Consider the following 21,521-nt stretch of genomic DNA (forward strand, 5'->3'; position numbering starts at 1 on the left):
TTTACATTTTTAATCCTCTACTTTTCTTTTCTTCCTGCTGCGACAGTCTTGTTTCATATCTAAGCCTATACCATTGTTCCCTGAACCAATCGGCAATCGGTTTCCTGTTTATTGTCAGGTTCAGCCTACTTTCATCGTCAGGGTCGTTTTCTATCATTAAAATATCATCCTTTATGTCAAAGTTCCGCCTGTGTTGTTCCGAATAGATTTTACCGCTACATTTCAGGACATCTTTTTTGACTATAAGACTTTCAGTCATTTCTTTAGTGAATCCCAGCATGGTACAGAACTTTTCCATGCATAACATTTCCCTGAACATCGGGAACCACCTGAAAGCCTTGCCTATGATTCAGGCAAGCCGTGACAGCTCTTTTCCCTTTATGTCAAGTTCCTGCCTGTGCATTTCCTTGAGATTGTGGATTTGCGTATCATGTTGTTTCTGCATCTGCTGTATCTGGCTCTGCAATTTTTCAATATTGGTGTCCCGCTTTGAAATTTTGCCTTGCAGTTTTTCGTTGGCATGTTCCAGCTCTTTCAGTTTTCCACTTCTGAAAAGAGAAGCAACTCCGCTTGTTATGGCTGTCGCTGCAGTGGTGGCTGTCTTCCTGAGTTTGTCTGTGCGTATCTTCAATTTTACTTGTCTGAGTTCTTGCCCGGCAAGATTTACCTGTTGTTCCGTATGCCGTTTTGCAGCGTTTATGTGTTGCAGTTCAGCTTTCTGCTTCTCAATGATAAAATCGTTTCGTTCCAGATGCTTTTTACCAGTAACTGCCTTTGATTGCTCACGTGGAAAGGCCGAACAATTTCGAGCAGAAATACGGAGAATGACATTCTGTTTTCAGGCACATTTCTACGAATTTCATACACAACATATTGTCTGAAAAATAAAAAACAGTACTTTTGTTTCCGGCAGCGCGTTTCACGGCATGGTGCCGAGTATGCAGAATGCCTGAGAAGCGCAAATTTGAAATCGGATAGTTTATGAAAAAGAGAAGTTTGAAAAGGTACGTACAGGTTGTGTCCTGTGTGTGCGGATTATTCAGTACGTGTATGACATGGGCCGGAGAAGATGCGACAAAGTTGGTATTGCACTACAATCGTCCGGCAGAGTATTTTGAAGAAGCATTGGTGATAGGCAACGGCACGCTGGGAGCCATTGTGTATGGAGGTACGGAGCGCGATGTCATTTCGCTGAACGACCTGACCCTGTGGACGGGCGAGCCCGATCGCGAAGTTACCAGCCCCGATGCTTATAAAGCCATTCCGGAGATACGCCGTTTGCTCGATGCCGAAGATTATCCCGGTGCCGACCGCGAGCAGCACAAGGTGCAGGGCCATTACAGCGAGAATTACCAGCCCTTGGGACGCCTGACGGTCACTTACCTGGATGCGCCGACTCAGATTTCGGCCTACAGCCGCTCGCTCGATATAGCCAATGCCGTAGCCGAAACCCGTTACCTGCGCAACGGTCAGCCTTTCTCGTGCGACTATTTTGCTTCGGCACCCGACTCGGTCATCGTGTTGCACCTCCGGTCGGACAGTCCGCAGGGCATCCGGGCATTGCTGTCGTTCGACTCGCAGTTGCCTCATGCCACGTCGGCCAACGGAAATGAAATCTCGGCCGAAGGCTATGCCGCTTACCATTCTTATCCCGTGTATTTTGACCAGGTGAAAAACAAGCACCTGTACGACCCCGAACGGGGCACTCGCTTCCGCACGCTTGTCAGGGTGCTGGCTCCGGACGGAGAGGTGAAGAGCTTCCCTTCGGGCGAACTGAAGATTGAAGGTGCACGCGAGGCGGTAGTGCTGATAGCCAACGTCACCAGCTTCAACGGTTTCGACAAGGACCCTGCCCGCGAAGGCCGCGATTACCGCAACTTGGTGGAGCGACGGATGGCACAGGCTGCCGCCAAGACTTACGACGAGTTGCGGACCAACCATATAACGGACTACCGACGCTTCTTCGACCGTGTGAAGCTGAACCTGGGACAGACGGCACCCGAAATCGCCGCCCTGCCTACCGACGAGCAGTTGCGCCGCTATACGGACGAGCAGCAGTACAACCCCGATCTGGAGGAACTGTACTTCCAGTTCGGACGCTATCTGCTGATCTCCTGCTCGCGGACACCCGGTGTGCCTGCCAACCTGCAGGGCTTATGGAACGAGCAACTGCTGCCCCCCTGGAGCTGCAACTATACCAGCAACATCAACGTGGAAGAGAATTACTGGGCTGCCGAGACAGCCAACCTCAGCGAGATGCACCGTCCGCTGATGGACTTCATCGTCAACCTCAGCCGGACAGGGACGCAGACTGCAAAAGCCTATTACGGAGTGGACAGAGGTTGGTGCCTGGGACAGAATACCGACATCTGGGCCATGACCTGCCCCGTGGGTCTGCACGTAGGCGACCCATCGTGGGCCTGTTGGACCATGGGCGGCGCATGGCTGTCAACGCACATCTGGGAACGTTACCTCTTTACCCAGGACAAGGACTTCCTGAAACAATACTACCCGGCACTGAAGGGTGCTGCAGAATTCTGCATGAACTGGCTGATCGAGAAAGACGGCAAGCTGCTGACGTCGCCCGGGACCTCGCCCGAAAACAAGTTTGTCACGCCCGACGGATACGTGGGAGCCACGTCGTACGGCTGTACGGCCGACCTGGCCATGACGCGCGAGTGCCTGACTGACGCCATGAAGGCGGCTGCCGTGCTGAACACGGACAAGGACTTCCGCCGCCAAGCCGAGCAGACCCTGGCACGCCTGTGGCCTTACAAGGTGGGTCGCGACGGCAATCTGCAGGAGTGGTTCCACGACTGGCCCGACCAGGACCCCCGTCACCGCCATCAGTCCCATCTGTTCGGCCTGTATCCGGGTCATCACCTGTCGGTGGACCAGACACCCGAACTGGCGCGTGCCTGTGCCCGTACCCTCGAAATCAAGGGCGACGAAACGACCGGCTGGAGCACCGGCTGGCGTGTCAACCTGTACGCCCGCCTGCAGGATGGCGAAGGGGCTTACCGCATCTATCGCCGTCTGCTCCGATTAGTGACTCCCGACGGCTACAGGGGCAAGGATGCCCGTCGCGGCGGCGGCACGTATCCCAACCTGCTGGATGCCCATTCGCCTTTCCAGATTGACGGCAACTTCGGTGGCTGCGCCGGGGTTATCGAAATGCTGATGCAGTCGTCCGAATCGTCCATTACCCTGCTGCCCGCCGTGCCCGGACAGTGGAAGGACGGCAGCGTGCAGGGCATCTGTGCCCGCGGCGGCTTCGTGGTCGATATGACCTGGAAGGACGGCAAGGTGACCGCCCTGAGCATCCTGTCGAGAAAAGGCGGAAAGACCCGCGTCAACGTCAACGGAAAGTCGCTGAAAGTCAGCCTGAAGGCCGGCGAAAAACGGCAACTGCTGTAACGCGGCCGGCATCGGACGCATGTGCGTGGAATAAGTATTTATCAACTTTTTAAATAATGTAGTAATCGGATGAATAGGAAATTAGTGACGGGACTCGTCTCGTTTGTGATGCTGGCCGGATGTCTTGGCCTGACGGGCTGTTCCAAGGACGAAGAGGGATGGAGCCTGTCCATACCCGAAGAAACGTATTACGCCAACCGCTTCGGCAAGGATGTGATGAATATGTATTATCTATGGAATGCCGAGATAGCCGACGACCTGGCAGGCTGGGATGCCGAAACCAACACCGACCCCATCGGCACGGTCGACCGCATCCGCTATCACGACAGCAATGGCTACATCGACAAGTGGACCATGATGACCGACGACATGAGTTCGTTTGTCAGCTCCGTTGGCGGAGTGTCCACCACTTTCGGGTGGAGCCTGACCGTTTACTTGGTTAATCAAGAGACGAAGCAGTGTGCTGCCGTGGTCAATTTTGTGCATGACGATACCCCTGCGGCACGGGCCGGGCTGAAGCGCGGCGACATTCTGTTGAGCATTGACGGTCAGCCGCTGACGACGGACAATTACCTGAATCTGTATTACAACACGAGCCTGAGCACCTCGCTGGGTCGCTACAATGCCGCCGACAATACGATTTACGACGTGGGGAAGACGGTGGAACTGACGGCTGTGAACATGTACGAAGACCCCGTGCTGTGCGACTCCGTCTACGAATTCAATGGGAAGAAGGTGGGCTATCTGGCTTATTCGGCCTTCGACCTGACTTCTATCAGCAAGCTGATAGCGGTGTGCAAGGACTTCAAGGCCGCAGGCGTTCGCGAGCTGGTGCTCGACCTGCGCTACAACGGAGGCGGCTATGTGCTGACCGAGAATGTGCTGGCTTCCATGCTGGCTCCGCAGCAGGCGGTGGCATCGGGGCAGGTGTTCGAGCGCGAGGTGTACAACAACTATCTGACGGAATACCTGCAGAAGCAGGGTGCCAGCATGGAGACGTGCTTTGCGACCGACTACACGTATCAGAACGGTGATGAGGTGATGAATGTCAGCACGCAGGATGCCAACATCGGACTGGAGAAGATTTATGCCCTGATAGGAACAGGCTCGGCGTCAGCCTCCGAGGCGCTGTTGGGGGGACTGATGCCTTACATGGATGTACGGCTCATCGGCGAGCAGTCGTCGGGCAAGTATTGCACGGGAATGATGCTGGCTGCCGAAGATGCTTACAACGAGGTGCCCGAAGCGATACGCAACTGGGGACTGTATGTGATGATCAGCATCTACCAGAATGCCGCCGGCGATACGCCCTGCATGCCCGACGGGCTGAGGCCCGACGTGGGTGTGGACGACGAACCGATGCTGGCCTATGCGCTGGGCGACGTAAACGAGCCATTGCTGCGCCAGGCACTGACCGAAGCCGGTCGCGCGTACGACGATGCTCCGTCGGCTGTGCAGACCCGCAGTCTGACTTCGCGCTACGTGCAGTTGCCTGGCGTGCAGAAGCCTGTCTTTGGCAAGCGCATACAGCAGCCGGTGTCTGTCGGGCCGGCTGTCCGGTAAAGGAGCTGGGTTTTGCAACGTCGTGTTCGTCATTATTGACATCGTGATGGGCCCCCCCCCTCACTATACGACCGAGGTACCCTAAGTATACGACTGAGGGTACCTAAGTATACGACCGAGATGGCCTAAGTATACGACTGTGATAGGCAAAATACAAGTTTCTCGTAATCAGACGTTTACGAAAATGGTGCGAATGGCTATGGAAGTTTACAAAACCGTTCCCTTTCCGGCCTCTCGTTGCAGGGTTACAACTGCTGCAATTCTCTGACCAGCGAGTCGCATACCAGCGTAAATGCCGCCTTGTTCTCGGGGCTGATGGGCTTCTTAGGTTGCGACTTGATGGTGAGCGGATTGATGGGTTTTCCGTTTTCGTGTACGCGGAAGTCCAGATGAGGCCCGGTAGCCAGTCCCGTGGCTCCTACGTACCCGATGACTTCCTTCTGTGCCACCTGCGACCCTACCCGGATGCCTTTGGCAAAGCGTGACAGGTGCATGTAGGTGCTGACGTAGACGCCGTTGTGCTTTATCTTCAGGTAGTTTCCTCCACCTCCGGCCTCATATCCCTTGGCTATCACCTTTCCGCTGCCGATGGCATAGACCGGCGTGCCCGTGGGTGCGGCATAGTCGACGCCGTGGTGTGCCCTATAGCGTTTCAGCACCGGGTGGAAACGGCTGTTCGAGAAGCGCGACGAGATGCGATAGAAGTCGAGCGGGGCCTTCAGGAAAGCACCTTCGAGGCTGTTGCCCCGTTCGTTGTAGTAGAGTTCCTCGCCGTCCTGCACGAAGGGGATAGCGTAGTACAGGCTGTCTTCGTGTGCGAACGAGGCGGCCAGAATGTGAAAGTTTTCCAGACTGTTGCCGTCGACGTATTCCTGTTCGTAGATGACGCGGAACTCGTCCTGCTTCTGCAGTCCGAAGAAGTCGATGGTCCAGCCGAAGATATCGGACAGCTTCATGGCCAGCTGGGGCGAGGTGTTGCTTTGCTGCATGGCTACCCAAAGCGACGATTCCACCTGGCCTTTCACCTCCTGCCGTTTCCATTCCGAGGGATTCTCGCCGCGGCGCACACTGTATTCGCCGCGCAGGTCGAAGACGATGTACGTTTTCGGACTCTCTTCGTAGACGAAGAAGCGTGTGCGTGGCAGGCTGTCTTTGGTGGTGAACACGGCATAGGCTTGTCCGCTTTTCACCTTGCGGGCATCGAATGTGCCCTTGGCCCGTTCGTTCAGGCGGTGTACGTCGTTCACCGACAGGCCGTGGCGTTGCAGGATGGACGACAGGTTCTGGCGGTCCTCGACGATGCCGTAATTCACGTTGTAGCGGTCGGTCGGGATGCCATATTTATAAGTGATGGCCTCCACTTCGGCCGAGTCGGTCATTTCCACTTCGTCCAGCATGTCGGCCGGGCGGTCTTTCCTGACGAGGTGCGTAATGCCCCATGTAGCTGCCAGCACAAGGAGGATACCACCTATTATATAGTATATTCTTTTCTTGCCTCTCATACGTGTTTCGTTGTTTTAGAAGGGGCAAAAGTACAAAAATAGTGCTGATATACAAATCCTTTTGGGTGGTCAATTCCTGAGGTGCTTCGAATTTCGAGGGGAGATTGGCGGTGCGGACGGGCCGGTATGTTACGGTTTGCAGGCGCCGATTACATGGATCGGTGCCTGTGTGGAGGGCATATACCGAACCCTGCCCACCCCTGTGCAGATGTTTGGGCTGCGGAGCAGGGTTGGGCAGGGGAGGGGCGTTATTCGATGATGGGTACGTCGATGTTTTCGTTGTCTTCCTTCCAGTCTTCCATCGTGAAGTCGCCGGACACGTCGCCTGTGAAGATGTCGCCTACCGTCAGGTTCAGAGTCAGCTTGGTATTGGCCACAAGCGGCGATTTCAGTGTCTGCTTGAAACGTTTCACCGTACCGTTCTTTAGCTTGATGCTCATCTGAAACTCCGGATTGCCGTACGAGGGGAACAACATGACCGTTCCGTTGGTCATTTCGGTACCGTCAACCGACCGCACCAGTGGGAAAGCTACCGTACATGCGTCGCCTTGAGGCTGTCCCGTATAAAAGTCCAGTTCGCGGGCAATGCCGGTGATGCCTATCACAACGCTCTCTATGTTGGACGAAAGTGTAGAGCCTTCCTGGTTCTTGACGCTGACTTTGATTCCGGCAACTACACGTTGCAAGGATGCTACGAGTTCGTCTGTTCCTATATTGACATTCTGCACGGCGTGTACAAGGTCGTATACGGGGTAGTACGTCGTATCGTTGCTCATCTTCAACAGGCTGAAAGCTTGTTGCGACAGGTCTCCGCCGATGCTGTACGAAGGCTCTCTGACTGCCGGATTCGAATAGATGGGCTTTTCGTATTTGGGAGTTCCCCAATATATCATATTGTAGTCACCCATAGGCAACAGGAGTTCACGGTTGCTGGACGATTCGTAAAATTCGCCGTCCTTTACCATATAGTATCCGTAGAAAGGAGTCAGTCGGTGGTTTACGTAGTTGCCAAAATAGATCGAGCTTTCTGGTTGGCATGGCATGACGGTCAGTACACCGGTGAACGGACTTTCGCCACTGGCTGTCGATACTCTCATGTGCAGTGCGGGCGTTGCCAGTTGAAGGTCTTCCTGAGGGATGGATGTTTCGTCGTCCGAGCAGCTGGTTGCTAATGCGGCAACCAGTGCGAGTAATGCTAATTTTTTCATTTCTTGTTAAGTTTTTAGGTTGTTCTTACATAGAAACGTTTGTGCTGTGGAATAGTTCTGGGTTTAGGAAAAAATATTTTTGATCCGTGTTTTGCTTTGTCCCCATTTCCTACCTGTGGTAATGAAATGCCTGTTGTGAATAGAAGAATAGTCCAAACGATGCAATAATAGTCCAAATAATCATCCTAAGTGTTAATATACTGACGATTATGTTATCCATTTAGATGATTCTTCTATGGTGGTAACAGTGAAATGCGTACATTTGCGGTGTTCAAACACAGATTATTTAATGTTCATATTATGAAATTACAAATCCGACTTTTTTTCTGTGGCGTCGCCCTGTTGGGACTGGCGTCGTGTGGAGACTCCTATGTAAAGCCCGATGCGCCAATAAAGGAAGTTTCTTTTACTCAGGTCCATCTGGACGATGGGTTCTGGGCACCCCGTATCGAGACGAACCGTACGGTCTCCATTCCTTCAGCTTTCAGAGAATGTGAGAAGAATGGGCGTTTCGACAATTTTGCCATTGCCGGCGGACTGAAAAAGGGAGAGCACCGGGGTGACTTTTCGTTCGACGATACCGACCCTTATAAGGTGATTGAGGGAGCCTCTTATTCGCTGGCTGTCAAGTACAACCAGGCGTTGGATGCCTATCTGGATAGTGTCATCTCCCTGATAGCTGCTGCCCAGGAACCGGATGGCTATCTGACTACGTGTGTCACCAACCGTTGCTACCGCCTCTCCGGCTGGTGGGGAAAGCAACGCTGGGAGAAGATCAACAGCCATGAGCTGTATAACAGCGGCCACTTGTACGAGGCTGCCGTAGCCCATTATCAGGCAACCGGTAAGCGGACGCTGCTCGATGTGGCTATCCGGAATGCCGACCTCGTCTGCCAGGTGTTCGGACCCGGCGAAGGACAGATTCATCGTCCGAGCGGCCATCCCATCATCGAAATGGCTTTGGTGAAACTCTATAAAATAACAGGCAACGACAAATACCTGCAGACAGCCCGTTACTTTGTCGAAGAAACCGGACGGGGCACCGACGGACATCCGCTGAGCGAATACAGCCAGGACCACAAGCCTATTCTGCAGCAGGATGAAATCGTGGGACATGCCGTGCGGGCCGGTTACCTGTATTCCGGCGTGGCCGATGTGGCGGCACTGACGCAGGATACGGCTTATTTCAATGCCTTGTGCCGCATCTGGGACAACATGGCCAGTAAGAAACTCTATATAACGGGTGGTATCGGTTCGCGTGCGCAGGGCGAAGGTTTCGGTCCCAACTACGAACTGAACAACCATACGGCCTATTGCGAGACGTGTGCCTCCATCGCCAATGTCTTCTGGAACTATCGCATGTTCCTAGCCACGGGCGATGCCAAGTATGCCGACGTGCTGGAGCGTGCCTTGTACAATGGAGTCATCTCGGGCGTGTCGCTGAGTGGCGACAAGTTCTTCTACGACAATCCGCTGGAGTCGATGGGACAACACGAACGCCAGCGGTGGTTCGGGTGTGCCTGCTGTCCGGGCAACGTTACCCGCTTTATGGCAAGCGTACCTCTTTATATGTATGCTACGCAAGCCAATGACATCTACGTCAACCTGTACATTCAGAGCAAGGCTCAGCTGACGACCGAAGCCAATAATGTGACGTTGGAACAGACTACTGCCTATCCTTGGGAGGGCAAGGTGACACTTACCGTCCGACCCGAAACGGAGCAGGAGTTTGCACTGCGTCTTCGTATACCGGGCTGGGCACAGGATTCACCGGTTCCTACCGACTTGTATACATTTACCGACAAGGCCAAGGCATATTCCATTTCGGTCAACGGTAAGAAAGTACGTACCCGTCTGTACGACGGCTACGCCACCATTTACCGCCGCTGGAAAGCTGGCGACGTGGTCGAGGTTGACCTTCCGATGGATGTGCGCCGTGTCAAAGCCAACGAATTGGCCGAAGATGACCGTGGCAAACTGGCGATCGAACGTGGTCCCATCATGTTCTGTCTGGAGGGAAAGGACCAGCCTGACAGCCTTGTATTCAATAAGTTTATCCCCGACGGTACACCGATGAAGGTCTCTTACGATGCTGACCTGCTGAATGGAGTGGTTGTGCTGACTGGTACGGCCAAGGAGGTGGAAAAGGATGGTACAGTGAAAGACGTTGCCTTCAAGGCGATTCCTTATTCAACCTGGAACAATCGCGGAGCCGATCAGATGGCAGTATGGATTCCTGCTTCGGCCGAGTATGCCCGCATTACCCCCGAACCGACCATTGCCAGCAAGGCTCGTACGCTGATGATCCAGGCACCCATTCAGAAGGATGCTCCCGAGTCGGCTTCGGTTGAGTCTTGGGCATGGGGAGTCAACGACCAGTGGGAACCCAAGCGTTCGTCGGACACGTCGAAACCCTATCATTACTGGTGGCTGAAGAACGGTACGCTGGAAACCCTGGCTTACGAGTTTGGCCAGCCTTACACGGTGTCGCATGTCGATATTTATTGGTTGGATTTCGACCATTATGACGGTAATTTCCGTGTACCCGAAAGCTGGAAGCTATATTATAAAGACGGCAAAAACTGGAAAGAAGTAGAAGCTCTCTCACCTTATACCGTAGATAAGGATCGATATAACGGATTGGATTTCAAACCGGTCAGAACGACCGGACTGAAGCTCGCCGCCCAGTTGCAGAAAGGTGCATCGGGTGGAGTGATAGAGTGGAAAGTGGAATAACAGGTTTATGGTTCTCTCTTCAGGCGCAGGAAGCTGTATTGGCTTTTTGCGCCTGACTTTTTTATATATCTGTATCTGCCTCTTGTGTATGAAAAAGAATATCTGTACATTTGTTGTAGGCATGGCGCAGTTTGCGCTATCAGCCTTTGGCTTATTGTAGCGGCCGACTGGTTGTCGAGACGGTGGAAGATGGCTGTCGGGCTGGTGCCGCTGATAGATTATGTATAGAAAATCCGGTCAGGGACAGGCTTGAAAGGTCGGTTCGTGTGCCGGTCCGAAGAGATATGAATTCTTTATTACTACTGAAACGCCCCTTTGTTTGGTTGCGCCGTTTCCGTCATCGTCGCGGTTATGGAGTGCATTCGCCGTTTGCCTTCGATTTTATTACACGGGTAGTTTACGAACATACGCCATACTATCAATATAAAGAGCTTTCGGCGGAGCAGAGACGCCTTGCTTCTGAAAAAGGACATAGTTGGGCATGCCGGGAGTCGCAGAAGGTGAAACGTCTGTTGTTTCGTTTGGTCAATCGGGCACAACCGACGTTCATCGTCAGTGTAGGGCCGGATTCGGCAGCCGAACTATATATGAAGGCAGCTAAAAAGGATACCGGTTATCTGCATGCTTCCCAGCTGGACGAGCTTTTTCTGGAACGTGGTGTTCCTGTCGATTTCCTTTATCTGCACGATTATCGTCAGCCGTCGTTGGTGCGCGCAGTCTTTGATGTGTGTGCCGACCGTGTGACGGAGCGTTCGGTTTTTGTCATTGAAGGCGTCGGCTATTCGCCGGAAATGCGGCAGCTTTGGCGCGACATGCGGTGCGATGCCCGGGCAGGAATTACGTTCGACCTTTACGACTTGGGGGTTATCTTTTTTGACAAGTCGAAAATTAAGCAAGATTATATTGTGAACTTTTAAGCAGAAAGCCTGTTTTTATCAATTAGCAAATTCTAAACAATCAGCAGTTATGAAAGTATATACTAAAACCGGAGATAAGGGGACAACTTCCCTGGTGGGTGGCACCCGTGTACCCAAAACGCATGATCGCCTGGAGGCCTATGGTACGGTAGACGAGTTGAATTCCTTTTTGGGGTTACTTATTACTTATGTGGCAGATGTACAGGATGTTGCCTTTTTGCAGCGCGTGCAGAACTGCCTGTTCGTTGTCGGCTCTTATTTGGCTACCGATCAGGCAAAAATGTCATTGAAGTCTGCCAGTGTTGTCACTCCTGTCATGGTTGCGGAGATGGAAAACGAGATTGACCGTTTGGATGCCCTTTTGCCTCCGTTGTCAGCTTTTGTTCTGCCAGGGGGGAGCCGTGGCGCTGCTCTTTGTCACGTGTGCCGTACCGTGTGCCGACGTGCCGAACGCCGTATTCTGACTCTGTCGGCCGAGGTAGAAATAGCTCCGGAATTGTTAGCTTATATGAACCGATTGTCCGATTATTTGTTCGTTCTGTCCCGGAAGATCAACCTGGATGCGAAAAAAGACGAAATATTTTGGAATAATAGTTGTAAGTGACATAAATTGTTATACATTTGCCGAAAAATAGAAGTAGAACTTAATATTCACAATATTCACGATTTAAATACTTAGGAATTATGTATTGGACATTGGAATTGGCATCCAAACTGGAGGATGCTCCTTGGCCGGCAACTAAGGACGAATTGATAGACTATGCCATGCGTTCGGGGGCTCCGCTTGAGGTGATTGAGAATCTGCAGGAGATGGAAGATGAAGGCGAGATTTATGAAAGTATAGAAGATATTTGGCCCGATTACCCCAGTAAAGAAGATTTCTTCTTCAACGAGGAGGAATATTGATAGCCTTCAGATAGGTTAAACAATTGAATACCAGCGCGATGAACAATGAAAATTTGTTTGTCGCGTTGGTGTTTTATGGTGCTTGATGGTGTGGTTTGTTTGTCTAAATTGCGGTTTTTCTTCTAGAAAACAGGGTTTGTTTGTCTAAAATACATTACCTTTGTTTCTCCTCAGGAATATTAAATTGGGAGGAAAAGCATATGGGAAGACCGAAAAGACTATATCCATTGGGCAAATACCGCCTTCGCACGCCGAAAGTGGTTGACAAGGAAAAAGCCTATCCTGTCGAGTTGGAATACACTTGGAACAGGCAGGTAATCCGTAAGACAACAAATGTCTTTGTCAAGGTTGCGGACTGGAACCAGAACGGCAACCAGGGACGGGGTGAAATACGTGCAAGTCATGGCGGTGAATCCAAACGACTTAACCAGTTATTGCTGGCACGTGTGGAACGTATAGATTCGCTACTTGCCGAATATAACGAAAAACATCCTAATCAGATTACAGCCGAAGTTGTGGCGGGCTTTCTTGCGGACAAACCTCTTGCGCGTCGTGATCAAGGGAAGGACTTCGTAGAGTTTACATTGGAACGTCTTTCTTCAGACTATGCAAGAAACAGAATCGGAAGGAGCCGGTATGAAAACGGAAAGAGCTGCATGAATATATTCCAGACATTCCTGAGGGCTACCCGACAGGGAACCTATCGTTCTGACAGCATTTATGTAGGCGATATGACTCCGGAGCTGTTAGACAGTTATATATCGTGGCGCAGGGAAATCAAGCAGAACAGTGATGCCACTATCAACCACTCTTTGACTCCGATATTAAAAGCATGTGCATACGCCTGTGAAATGGGCATGATGGAACCTGCCGTCAATGCAAGGATTCAAGATATGCGCATTGTAACTAAGGTATCGCTTTCTGAAGAAGAGGCAGAGTTTGACGGCAAAAGTCTAAGTAAGGAACAGATGGCGGCATTGCTTGAATATTACAAGACTTGTACTGAACCGCGCAGAAAAGAATTTCTAGAAATGTTCTTCTTTGCGTTCCACGCCTGCGGTCTCCGTGTAGTGGATGTGATGACCCTGCAATGGAAACATATCGACTTCGCAAGGAAGGAGTTACGGAAGATTATGATAAAGACAAACAAACGACATGTCATACCGCTTACTGAACCTGCATTACATATATTACAGCAATGGCGGGAAAAACGTGAGGGATGCCGATATGTGTTCAACCTTGTAAAAGAGACTTTGGATCTGGATGATGCGGAGGCACTGTACAAAGCCCGCAACAATGCCACGAAATGCATCAATCAGTCGCTGGCCGTTGTCGGTGAACAAATCGGCCTTCCGTTCAGTCTCTCGATGCACGCAGCCAGGCACTCATTTGCGGTTTTTGCGCTTAACAAGGGACTATCCATGTCGGTAGTCAGCCGTCTGCTCGGACATAGCAGCACGGATATTACAGAGAAGGTTTATGCCCGTTTCCTGCCGGAAACGCTATCGGCAGAGGTGGCAAAACTAAGCGGAGAATTAATCAACTTGACTATATAATCACTGCGAAAAGATAAAGAATTATGATGTCATTGCCATTTCGAGTTGCATGTATCCTGATAGCAGGATTTCTTATTGTACTGGTTGTAACCTATATATACAAGTTAAACAGCCGTAAGGTATTCTGGGGAGTAGGACTCACTACCATTATTGGTATCCTCATCCTTCTTGGCTTAGGGGTGCTTCGTCCATCTTGGGGAACAGAAACCGGCACGGCTGTCATTGTGGGAATCAGTACCGCTATCGGATGCGCAATAACGTTGATATATGCAGCAGAGGACTTGCATCAAAAGAAGCGAATTAAGGGAAAGAAAATCGCAGAAACTGAATCTATGCAAGAAGATAGGGTTCCAGACCACCATAAAGTGACTTTACCGTCTCGGCTTGATACTGAATTGACAAGAAAGATCTTTGCCAAAGCCATTGAAGAAGGATATATCATTATCGACGATGACCATTATGAGTGGACTTTGAACAAAGTTCTTCTTGCATATATGTGCGGACGTATCTATTGCGAAGATTATCCTGAGAAAACAATATATGATGAGAAGACATATTGGATGCCTGGCAGGGTGGAATTATTTCCGGGTACTGAATTAGATAAGTTATTTAACATGAAAGATCTGACTCAATCAAGGCATACTCGAAAAAACAAAGCTGCGCCCACAGGATCCGAAAAAATTGACAAGTTATTTGAGTAGCCAATGTGCTACTCTTTTTTTGTTTGATAAGCAGTAGGTTATAAATTCATCACCTCCGTGTTATATACAACTCTAACACGACCTCTAACATAGTATCTAATTCATTCTAACACCAAGATTCCTAAGTAGTTTGAACCTTTGCACCGTGCTTTTGGTACGATGTGCACAGTCGTATCATTGCACATAAACCCGGCTTACAGTCCGAGTGTGCATAAGGAAGGTTAAGCCATAATACGATATACTATGGCTCAAAAATTAAATGAAGAAAAGAAACTATGTGACCGCGAACTGCTTGAAAAGATTCTTAGCATAGTAGAGAAACAGGAGAAACTGCCGCCTCCGGCTCATGAAGGTGGATATCGTCTTTATGATAACAAGTCTTTGATGGAGATGTTGAACATTAAAGATAAGTATCTGAAAAAGTTGCGAGACAACGGTTATCTCGGCTACTCGCGTGAAGGTGATAAATACTGGTACACGCAGGAAGACGTGGATCGCTTTCTGCGCCGTTTCCATTATGAAGCTTTCGCTATTGGTGATGAACTTCCCAAACAGGAAGGAGGTGGCTATGTTTGACACCATTCATTTGACCAACATGCTTCGTTCGGAAGTGGAAGGCATTCCGGAAACAGGTCTTCCGTTGGATGCCTTTCCGGACAGGATACAGGAGATTATCCTCAATCTTGCCAGATACGAAAATTTCAATGTGGAATATACTGCGTCTATTATTCTTTCCGCTGTTGCTACTGCAATAGGCAACTCTTGTCATATCCGTATAAAGGGCGAGTGGAAAACTTGTCCATCCATTTATATGATGTTGGTCGGTCGTCCAGGGCTTGGGAAAACACCTCCTCTCGGTTTTATTTATAAGCCGATTAATGAGTATGATGACCGGCTGCATGAGAAATATAATGAGGAATATGACGAATATGAAAGATCCATGTCAGCAGGCAAGCACGGAAGTGACGGGGAAGAACAGTTGCTCAAGAAACCGCATTTTGTAACTACTGTCATTTATGATTCTACCCCGGAGGCGATGATGAATATCCATCAGCATAATCGTCGTGGGATAACATTGGTAGTCGATGAAATTCTGGCTTTGTTTAATTCCGTCAAAAGGTACAACGGCAAGAACAATCTCATTGAAGATTTGCTGACAGCCTATAGCGGACAGCCGTTAAAGATTATCCGCAAGTCAGAATCACGCCCTGTTCTAATCAAGAATCCATGTATAAATGTCATCGGTTCAGTACAGACGAATATGCTGCAGGAAGTCTTCCGTGCAGAGTTCCTTGCCAACGGATTGCTTGACCGTTTTCTGTTTGTCTATCCCAAGAACAGGAAGATATCCGGATGGAGACGGGAAGAAAGGAATACAGCCCGTCCTGACATCATGAATCAATGGAGGACAATAATCAACAGAATCTTAAGCATCCCCTGTATCCTTGATGACAAGGGTACAACGGTCAATCCCCGTATCCTTACAATGTCTGATGATGCGGAAGTATACTTTTATGAATGGTATAATGGAATTATCGATGCTGTAAATGCCATTGAGGATGATGCTGATGTTGAAAGCCGCAAGATGAAACTCAACGGCCATGTAGCACGTCTTGCCCTGTTGTTTCAGATTATGAAATGGGCTGTTGATAGTGGAGATATGCAATATGTCGAGCGGGATTCCGTAGAATCGGCAATCCGTATGGTTGATTATTATGAGGAAACATACCGGAGGATTCAGGAAACCATTGTCATAAACAGTATCGGCGAAACGAAGGAAGCCTGGCTTTCTCTGTTGGAAGATCGGTTCACTTCCGGGGATGCTGTTATTGCGGGTAGAAAAGTTGATATGTCCCGACGCACCGTCTATTATGCACTTGACCAATTATGCCGGCTTAAGCATCCTCCTATAGAAAAGCTTCAGCATGGAGTCTATCGCAAACTTATGACAGAAAACACTGATGCACCTTGCACTATTGCACTTTCATCTTGTCAAGATACCGTGCAATCTTTTCAAAGTGCAAAAGTGCAGAGTGCAATCACACTAAAATCAGAGGACCATGAGTGAATACAGATTCCATTTACAGAAATACCGGCTCGGAAGCAAGACTACTTGTCCGAGCTGTGGTAAAAGCCGATGTTTTGTCAGGTATATTGATGAACAGGGCGTCATTAGCTTTCCCGGTAATGTCGGCAAGTGTGATCACGAGAACAGTTGCGGCTACCACTATACACCTAAGGAATACTTCAAGGATAATCCTGATGTGTTGGAAATGAATAAAGAATCTAACAAGTCACTCCTTTCTGCCCCTTATAAGACGGTAGATAAAACATCCGTATGTATTGCCCCTTCGTATATTCCTTTATCTTATGTGTTAAAAAGTCAGTCGCATTATTCTATTAACCCTTTGTATCAATATTTCTGCCATGTATTTGGTGAAGATGAGACAGACAGGTTGTTTGGAATGTATCGTATAGGGACATCCGCAAAATGGGGAGGTTCAGCGGTTTTCTGGCAGATAGATATAAATGGACAGGTAAGAACTGGTAAGGTAATGTGCTATAATGCGGAGACAGGACACCGGGTTAAAGTGCCTCAGGCTTTTGTCAGTTGGGCGCACTCCGAGTTGAAATTGCAGGATTTCCATTTGAAGCAATGTCTGTACGGGGAACATCTTCTGAAAAGCTCATCGTCTCCGGTAATGCTGGTGGAAAGTGAAAAGACCGCTGTCGTAATGAGCCATTTTATTCCCGATTATATATGGTTGGCAACAGGCGGAAAGAACGGCTGTTTCAATAGTGAAGCTATGCAGGTTCTCAAAGGCAGAGAGGTTACTCTCATCCCTGATTTAAGAGCAACCGAACAATGGAAAGAAAAGTCTGCTTTGTTGTCTGGAATATGCAAACGGGTTGTTGTGTCCAATGTTTTGGAATGTACATCCGATGAAGAGCAACGCAGCCAAGGATTGGACATTGCAGACTTCTTTCTGTATTCACCATCAAAGAGGCAGATACTCCACCAGATGATACAACGTAATCCTGCATTGCAGTTACTCATTGATGAACTGGATCTGGAACTTATTGAATAGTAAAGGAACTTGTTCCGTGGATTTATAGAAAGTCCATAACACAATAAGGACTTTTTGCCTGGCGGCAATAAAATCCGGTCATTGTCCCGTAGAGCGGACTGGCACAAGAGCAAGCTCAAATATTAATCATTTAACAAAAGAATACCCTATATGAACACAGATATTAAACAGGCCATGCATGTCGAAGCCGGAAAGTCGTTCGGCACAGCAGAGGCGAATGAGAACGAACGACGTTGGAATGACGACAAAATTGACAGAAAGAATCAGGATCCGACCAATCACTATGACAAGACCAGAATGAAGTTGAATTTCGAGATTGGGCCCGATGGGAAAGTGCATCCGTTGGGATATCAGGAGAAATCGCTTGAAGTCCGTTTACAGGAACGACTGGCCGAGTTGGGTTGGAAGCCTTTCAAGCCGGACAGTAAGATTCAACCGAATTGTTGTGCGAAATTTATCTTCGGCGGCAATCATGACCGTACACTTGAGATGGCATTTGGAACCCAAACCGTAAATCTGGATAAGGGTGCAGATAACAGCCATCTCCAACGATGTCCGGAAATTGAACAATGGGCAAAAGATGTCTATGACTGGTGCGCCAGGCGATACGGACAGGAAAATATAATCGGCTTCCAGGTTCACCTCGATGAGAGCAGTCCGCATATCCATGCTTTGATCGTTCCTGTCGGACAACGTTCCAAAAGTGGACGCGAATGTGTCATGTGGTCGGCTAAGTTTGGCAAGACCCGCTACGAATACGGACAGATTCTTCGTGAAATGCACACCTCACTCTATGATGAGGTCGGTAGCAAGTATGGGTTGGAACGTGGTGATAGTATTGAAGGCCGGAACGTTAGCCATCTTAGTAAACGCGATTATATCCGAAAACTGTCCAAAGATGCGAAACAAGCAGAGAAAGCAGTCAAGGGACTTCAGACAATGATACGGAAACTTGAACGGGAAATGCTTGCCGGAAGGAACCGGCTTAAAGAAATCGATGAAGCTCTCGCGTCCGGCAAGATAACTCTTGACAGGTATGAAGCGCAGAAGGCGGACATACAGAAACTCATTACCGAGTATCAGGAAAAACTTGAAGACAAATCCAATAAACTCCATGCAAAGGAAGATGAATTGGAACAATTGACAAAGGATGTAGCGAAAGCCCGTTCTGTTATACAGCCATTTCGTAACCACAAGGTTGATTTCACGCCACCGCAAATAACAGAGAAAGTGCCGCTGTTTGGTACAGACAAATGGATTGAACGACAGAATAGACTTATCGCCAAGCAGTTCACCGAGATTGTCCGCAAGGTAGAATCTCTATACAGAAATGATGCAGCCCGGCAGGTCGAAGCCGCCCAATACAATGCTTTGGCGGATTACGGAGAACTGTATCAGTTGAGACGAGAGAATAAAATTCTTTCAGACACAAACGAAAATATGGAGTCAGAGCTGAATACATTGCTCGGCCAGTTGGTTATACCTTCAGTTCGCAATATGATTTTTACAGTAGCTGATGCGCTCATCAGTGGGCAACCGATATCAGTTTCTTCCGGAGGCGGTGGTAATTCCGACTCAGACCTTCGTTGGGATGGTCGCAGACCGGATGAGGAGGAAGAGGTGTATCGGAGAAGGTGCTTACTTCATGCCTTACGATTAGTAATAATGCCGAGAAAAGGATACAAAAGGTGATAAAGAGCAACTAATAAAGGATATTTTTTGTCGTTTTAGGCTTTGACTCGAGTATTGGATAAATCAAAATAATTAGCGTTACGCGCTAATTATTACACCAAATAATCATATAATTATTTCAAATATTCTATTTTAAATTATATATTTGCAATCTCAAAAACCAACAATGCAATGACAGATAGCCCCAAAACAGACATCAATAGGATTAAAGTCGTATTGGTAGAACAAAAAAGGACGGCAAAATGGCTTGCCGAGCAACTGCATAAAGACCAAACAACCGTTTCTAAATGGTGTACAAACTCCGTTCAACCAGGGTTAGAAACCCTTTTGCAGATAGCAAGGATTCTCGATGTTGATGTAAGGACGCTAATTAACCAATCAAAAAAAGACTAAGATGGATATAACAGATATAAATACCTTACTTCAGGTCGGAGAACGCATTTCATTCGAATGTAAGAAATGCGAGAATCAAATTCCTAAATCAGTCTGGGAGACTTATTCATCCTTCGCAAACACTGTAGGAGGAATCATCGTGCTTGGCATAACCGAGCATATGGAAGAACCAGACTCGGCAAAAAGATTTGAAATAACAGGTGTTAATAATCCAAAGAAACTGAAAAAGGAGTTCTTCGATACCTTGAATAGCAACAAAGTAAACCGAAATATCCTTATCGAAGAAGATGTTGATATAGTTGAATATGAAGGACGTTCTCTATTGGTTATCAATATTCCGCAAGTAGATTACCGACAAAGGCCAATCTATATCAATGGTAATATGATGAACGGCTCTTTCAAACGGAACTATGAGGGAGACTATCATTGTACTGAAGATGATGTAAAGGCAATGATTCGGGATGCCAACGACAGCGGCAATGATTCTATTCTTATGGAGAATTACACGATGGATGACATCGATGCTAATACTCTTGCAGCATACCGCAACAGATTCCGCACAGCTAACATGGATCATGTTTGGAACGACTATTCAGACAAAGACTTCTTGCTGAATATGGGAGGCTATATAATTGACAGGAATACACATCGGGAGGGATTGACCCTTGCCGGTTTGCTGATGTTCGGTAAAGGCTTGTCCATTAGAGAGCGGTTTGACAATATTCGTATGGACTACCTGGACATGACGAACCTGCAGCCAGATAGCCGCTGGAGTGACCGACTGACATACGATGGACGATGGGAAAACAATCTGTACAACTTCTTTATGACCGTGCAGTCCAAATTAATCAAAGACTTGAAGCGCCCGTTCAGATTGGAAGGTATGGAGCGAATAGATGACACTGCCATTCATAAAGCAGTGCGAGAAGCATTGACCAATCTTGTGATACATTCTGACTATATGATAACCGGAGTGTTGAAAGTTGAGAAGCACGATGATTGTTTTGTCTTTTCCAATCCTGGCTCCCTGAAAATTCCTGTAATGGATATTTATGCCGGAGGACACTCCAAAGCCCGCAACCCGAATATGCAGGCAATGTTCAGGATGATAGGTTTTGGTGACAACATAGGTTCTGGATTTCCGACAATATTAAATGCTTGGAAAAAGGAAAATTGGCGTCAGCCTTGTCTTATTGAAAATCAGGATTTGCATTTGGTGGAATTAACACTCACTATGGCATCATTGATACCAGACGAATGCCACATAGCACTTCACGATATTTATGGTAGCGACTACGAGAAACTTAACAAGGAGGAGCAATTAGTTTTGGCCACAGCCTTTACCGAAGGAAGCACATCAAATTTCCGTATGCAGCAATTACTCGGCAAAAATCCATTGGAAGTCGGAAAAACGTTGTATGCCTTGGTTGGAAAAGGTATGCTCGTACCCGTCAACAAAGGTCGTTGGACTTCTTACTCCTTGAATTCTGAATGTATGGAAAACGAAAAGTCAAGGAGTAAAAGTCAAGGAGTAAAAAGTCAAGGAGTAAAAAGTCAAGGAGTAAAAAGTCAAGGAGTAAAAAGTCAAGGAGTAAAGTCAAGAGACGAGAAAAGGCAGGAAACAATACAGGAACTGATGAACTATTGTAAAGAGCCTCGCACTCTACAGGAAATATCAGAACATCTGGGATATTCCGACAAATACAGGATGAAGCGCTTTTACATTGATCCATTACTTGGTGATGTATTGACAATGACTTCTACAGAAAGTAAAACAGACCCTAAACAGAAATATGTTGTCAAGAAGAAATAAATACATAGCTCAACCTTTCAAAATAGTA

General features: G+C 48.4%; 16 protein-coding genes and 1 pseudogene. 14 read left to right on the top strand and 3 right to left on the bottom strand.

Annotation, left to right across the window (positions count from 1 at the left end):
- Position 1: 1 nt before the first annotated feature.
- Positions 2-781 (bottom strand): annotated as a pseudogene (locus tag Q3C19_RS15740) (mobilization protein); the annotation flags it as partial.
- A gap of 200 nt (positions 782-981) precedes the next feature.
- Between Q3C19_RS15740 and Q3C19_RS15745 the strand changes: the two are divergent.
- Positions 982-3,417, top strand: a complete 2,436-nt coding sequence (locus Q3C19_RS15745; RefSeq protein ID WP_302730574.1) for a glycoside hydrolase family 95 protein — start codon at positions 982-984, stop codon at positions 3,415-3,417.
- Between the two features lie 69 nt (positions 3,418-3,486).
- On the top strand, positions 3,487-4,980 hold the full coding sequence (locus Q3C19_RS15750) for a S41 family peptidase (RefSeq protein WP_302730576.1): 1,494 nt from the start codon (positions 3,487-3,489) through the stop codon (positions 4,978-4,980).
- A 245-nt stretch (positions 4,981-5,225) separates the two neighbouring features.
- Here Q3C19_RS15750 and Q3C19_RS15755 read toward each other — a convergent pair whose 3' ends face one another.
- Positions 5,226-6,482, bottom strand: coding sequence for a peptidoglycan DD-metalloendopeptidase family protein (locus Q3C19_RS15755; RefSeq protein WP_302730578.1), 1,257 nt, complete (start codon positions 6,480-6,482; stop codon positions 5,226-5,228).
- Between the two features lie 248 nt (positions 6,483-6,730).
- Positions 6,731-7,690, bottom strand: a complete 960-nt coding sequence (locus tag Q3C19_RS15760; protein ID WP_302730580.1) for a FimB/Mfa2 family fimbrial subunit — start codon at positions 7,688-7,690, stop codon at positions 6,731-6,733.
- Positions 7,691-7,990: 300 nt separating this feature from the next.
- Between Q3C19_RS15760 and Q3C19_RS15765 the strand changes: the two genes are divergently transcribed.
- From Q3C19_RS15765 to Q3C19_RS15820, 12 genes are all read left to right on the top strand, one after another.
- The gene (locus Q3C19_RS15765; RefSeq protein WP_302730582.1) at positions 7,991-10,426 is read left to right on the top strand and encodes a glycoside hydrolase family 127 protein; all 2,436 of its coding nucleotides are present in this window, start codon (positions 7,991-7,993) and stop codon (positions 10,424-10,426) included.
- A 284-nt stretch (positions 10,427-10,710) separates the two neighbouring features.
- Positions 10,711-11,343 (top strand): hypothetical protein, encoded by a 633-nt coding sequence (locus Q3C19_RS15770; protein WP_277122595.1) that lies wholly within the window; start codon positions 10,711-10,713, stop codon positions 11,341-11,343.
- 49 nt (positions 11,344-11,392) lie between these two features.
- Complete coding sequence (locus tag Q3C19_RS15775) at positions 11,393-11,947, top strand: cob(I)yrinic acid a,c-diamide adenosyltransferase (protein WP_277122597.1); 555 nt, start codon at positions 11,393-11,395, stop codon at positions 11,945-11,947.
- Between the two features lie 80 nt (positions 11,948-12,027).
- Positions 12,028-12,249 (top strand): DUF2795 domain-containing protein, encoded by a 222-nt coding sequence (locus Q3C19_RS15780; RefSeq protein WP_002558131.1) that lies wholly within the window; start codon positions 12,028-12,030, stop codon positions 12,247-12,249.
- A gap of 200 nt (positions 12,250-12,449) precedes the next feature.
- Entirely contained in the window at positions 12,450-13,805 is a 1,356-nt protein-coding gene (locus tag Q3C19_RS15785; RefSeq protein WP_277122599.1) for a site-specific integrase, read from the top strand.
- A gap of 23 nt (positions 13,806-13,828) precedes the next feature.
- Complete coding sequence (locus Q3C19_RS15790) at positions 13,829-14,506, top strand: hypothetical protein (protein ID WP_277122601.1); 678 nt, start codon at positions 13,829-13,831, stop codon at positions 14,504-14,506.
- A 243-nt stretch (positions 14,507-14,749) separates the two neighbouring features.
- The gene (locus Q3C19_RS15795; RefSeq protein ID WP_195594251.1) at positions 14,750-15,082 is read left to right on the top strand and encodes a helix-turn-helix domain-containing protein; all 333 of its coding nucleotides are present in this window, start codon (positions 14,750-14,752) and stop codon (positions 15,080-15,082) included.
- A complete protein-coding gene (locus tag Q3C19_RS15800; RefSeq protein WP_302730589.1) occupies positions 15,075-16,574 on the top strand; it encodes a DUF3987 domain-containing protein in 1,500 nt (499 codons plus the stop codon). Before Q3C19_RS15795 ends, Q3C19_RS15800 begins: the two co-directional genes overlap by 8 nt.
- On the top strand, positions 16,567-17,595 hold the full coding sequence (locus Q3C19_RS15805) for a DUF6371 domain-containing protein (RefSeq protein ID WP_302730591.1): 1,029 nt from the start codon (positions 16,567-16,569) through the stop codon (positions 17,593-17,595). Before Q3C19_RS15800 ends, Q3C19_RS15805 begins: the two co-directional genes overlap by 8 nt.
- Before the next feature lie 150 nt (positions 17,596-17,745).
- The gene (gene mobV, locus Q3C19_RS15810; RefSeq protein WP_302730593.1) at positions 17,746-19,287 is read left to right on the top strand and encodes a MobV family relaxase; all 1,542 of its coding nucleotides are present in this window, start codon (positions 17,746-17,748) and stop codon (positions 19,285-19,287) included.
- 171 nt (positions 19,288-19,458) lie between these two features.
- Positions 19,459-19,680 (top strand): helix-turn-helix transcriptional regulator, encoded by a 222-nt coding sequence (locus Q3C19_RS15815; RefSeq protein WP_072531146.1) that lies wholly within the window; start codon positions 19,459-19,461, stop codon positions 19,678-19,680.
- 1 nt (position 19,681) lies between these two features.
- Entirely contained in the window at positions 19,682-21,493 is a 1,812-nt protein-coding gene (locus Q3C19_RS15820; RefSeq protein ID WP_302730596.1) for an RNA-binding domain-containing protein, read from the top strand.
- Positions 21,494-21,521: the final 28 nt, after the last annotated feature.

The organism is Bacteroides sp. ET489, assembly GCF_030518095.1.
GTDB classification, from domain to species: domain Bacteria; phylum Bacteroidota; class Bacteroidia; order Bacteroidales; family Bacteroidaceae; genus Bacteroides; species Bacteroides ndongoniae.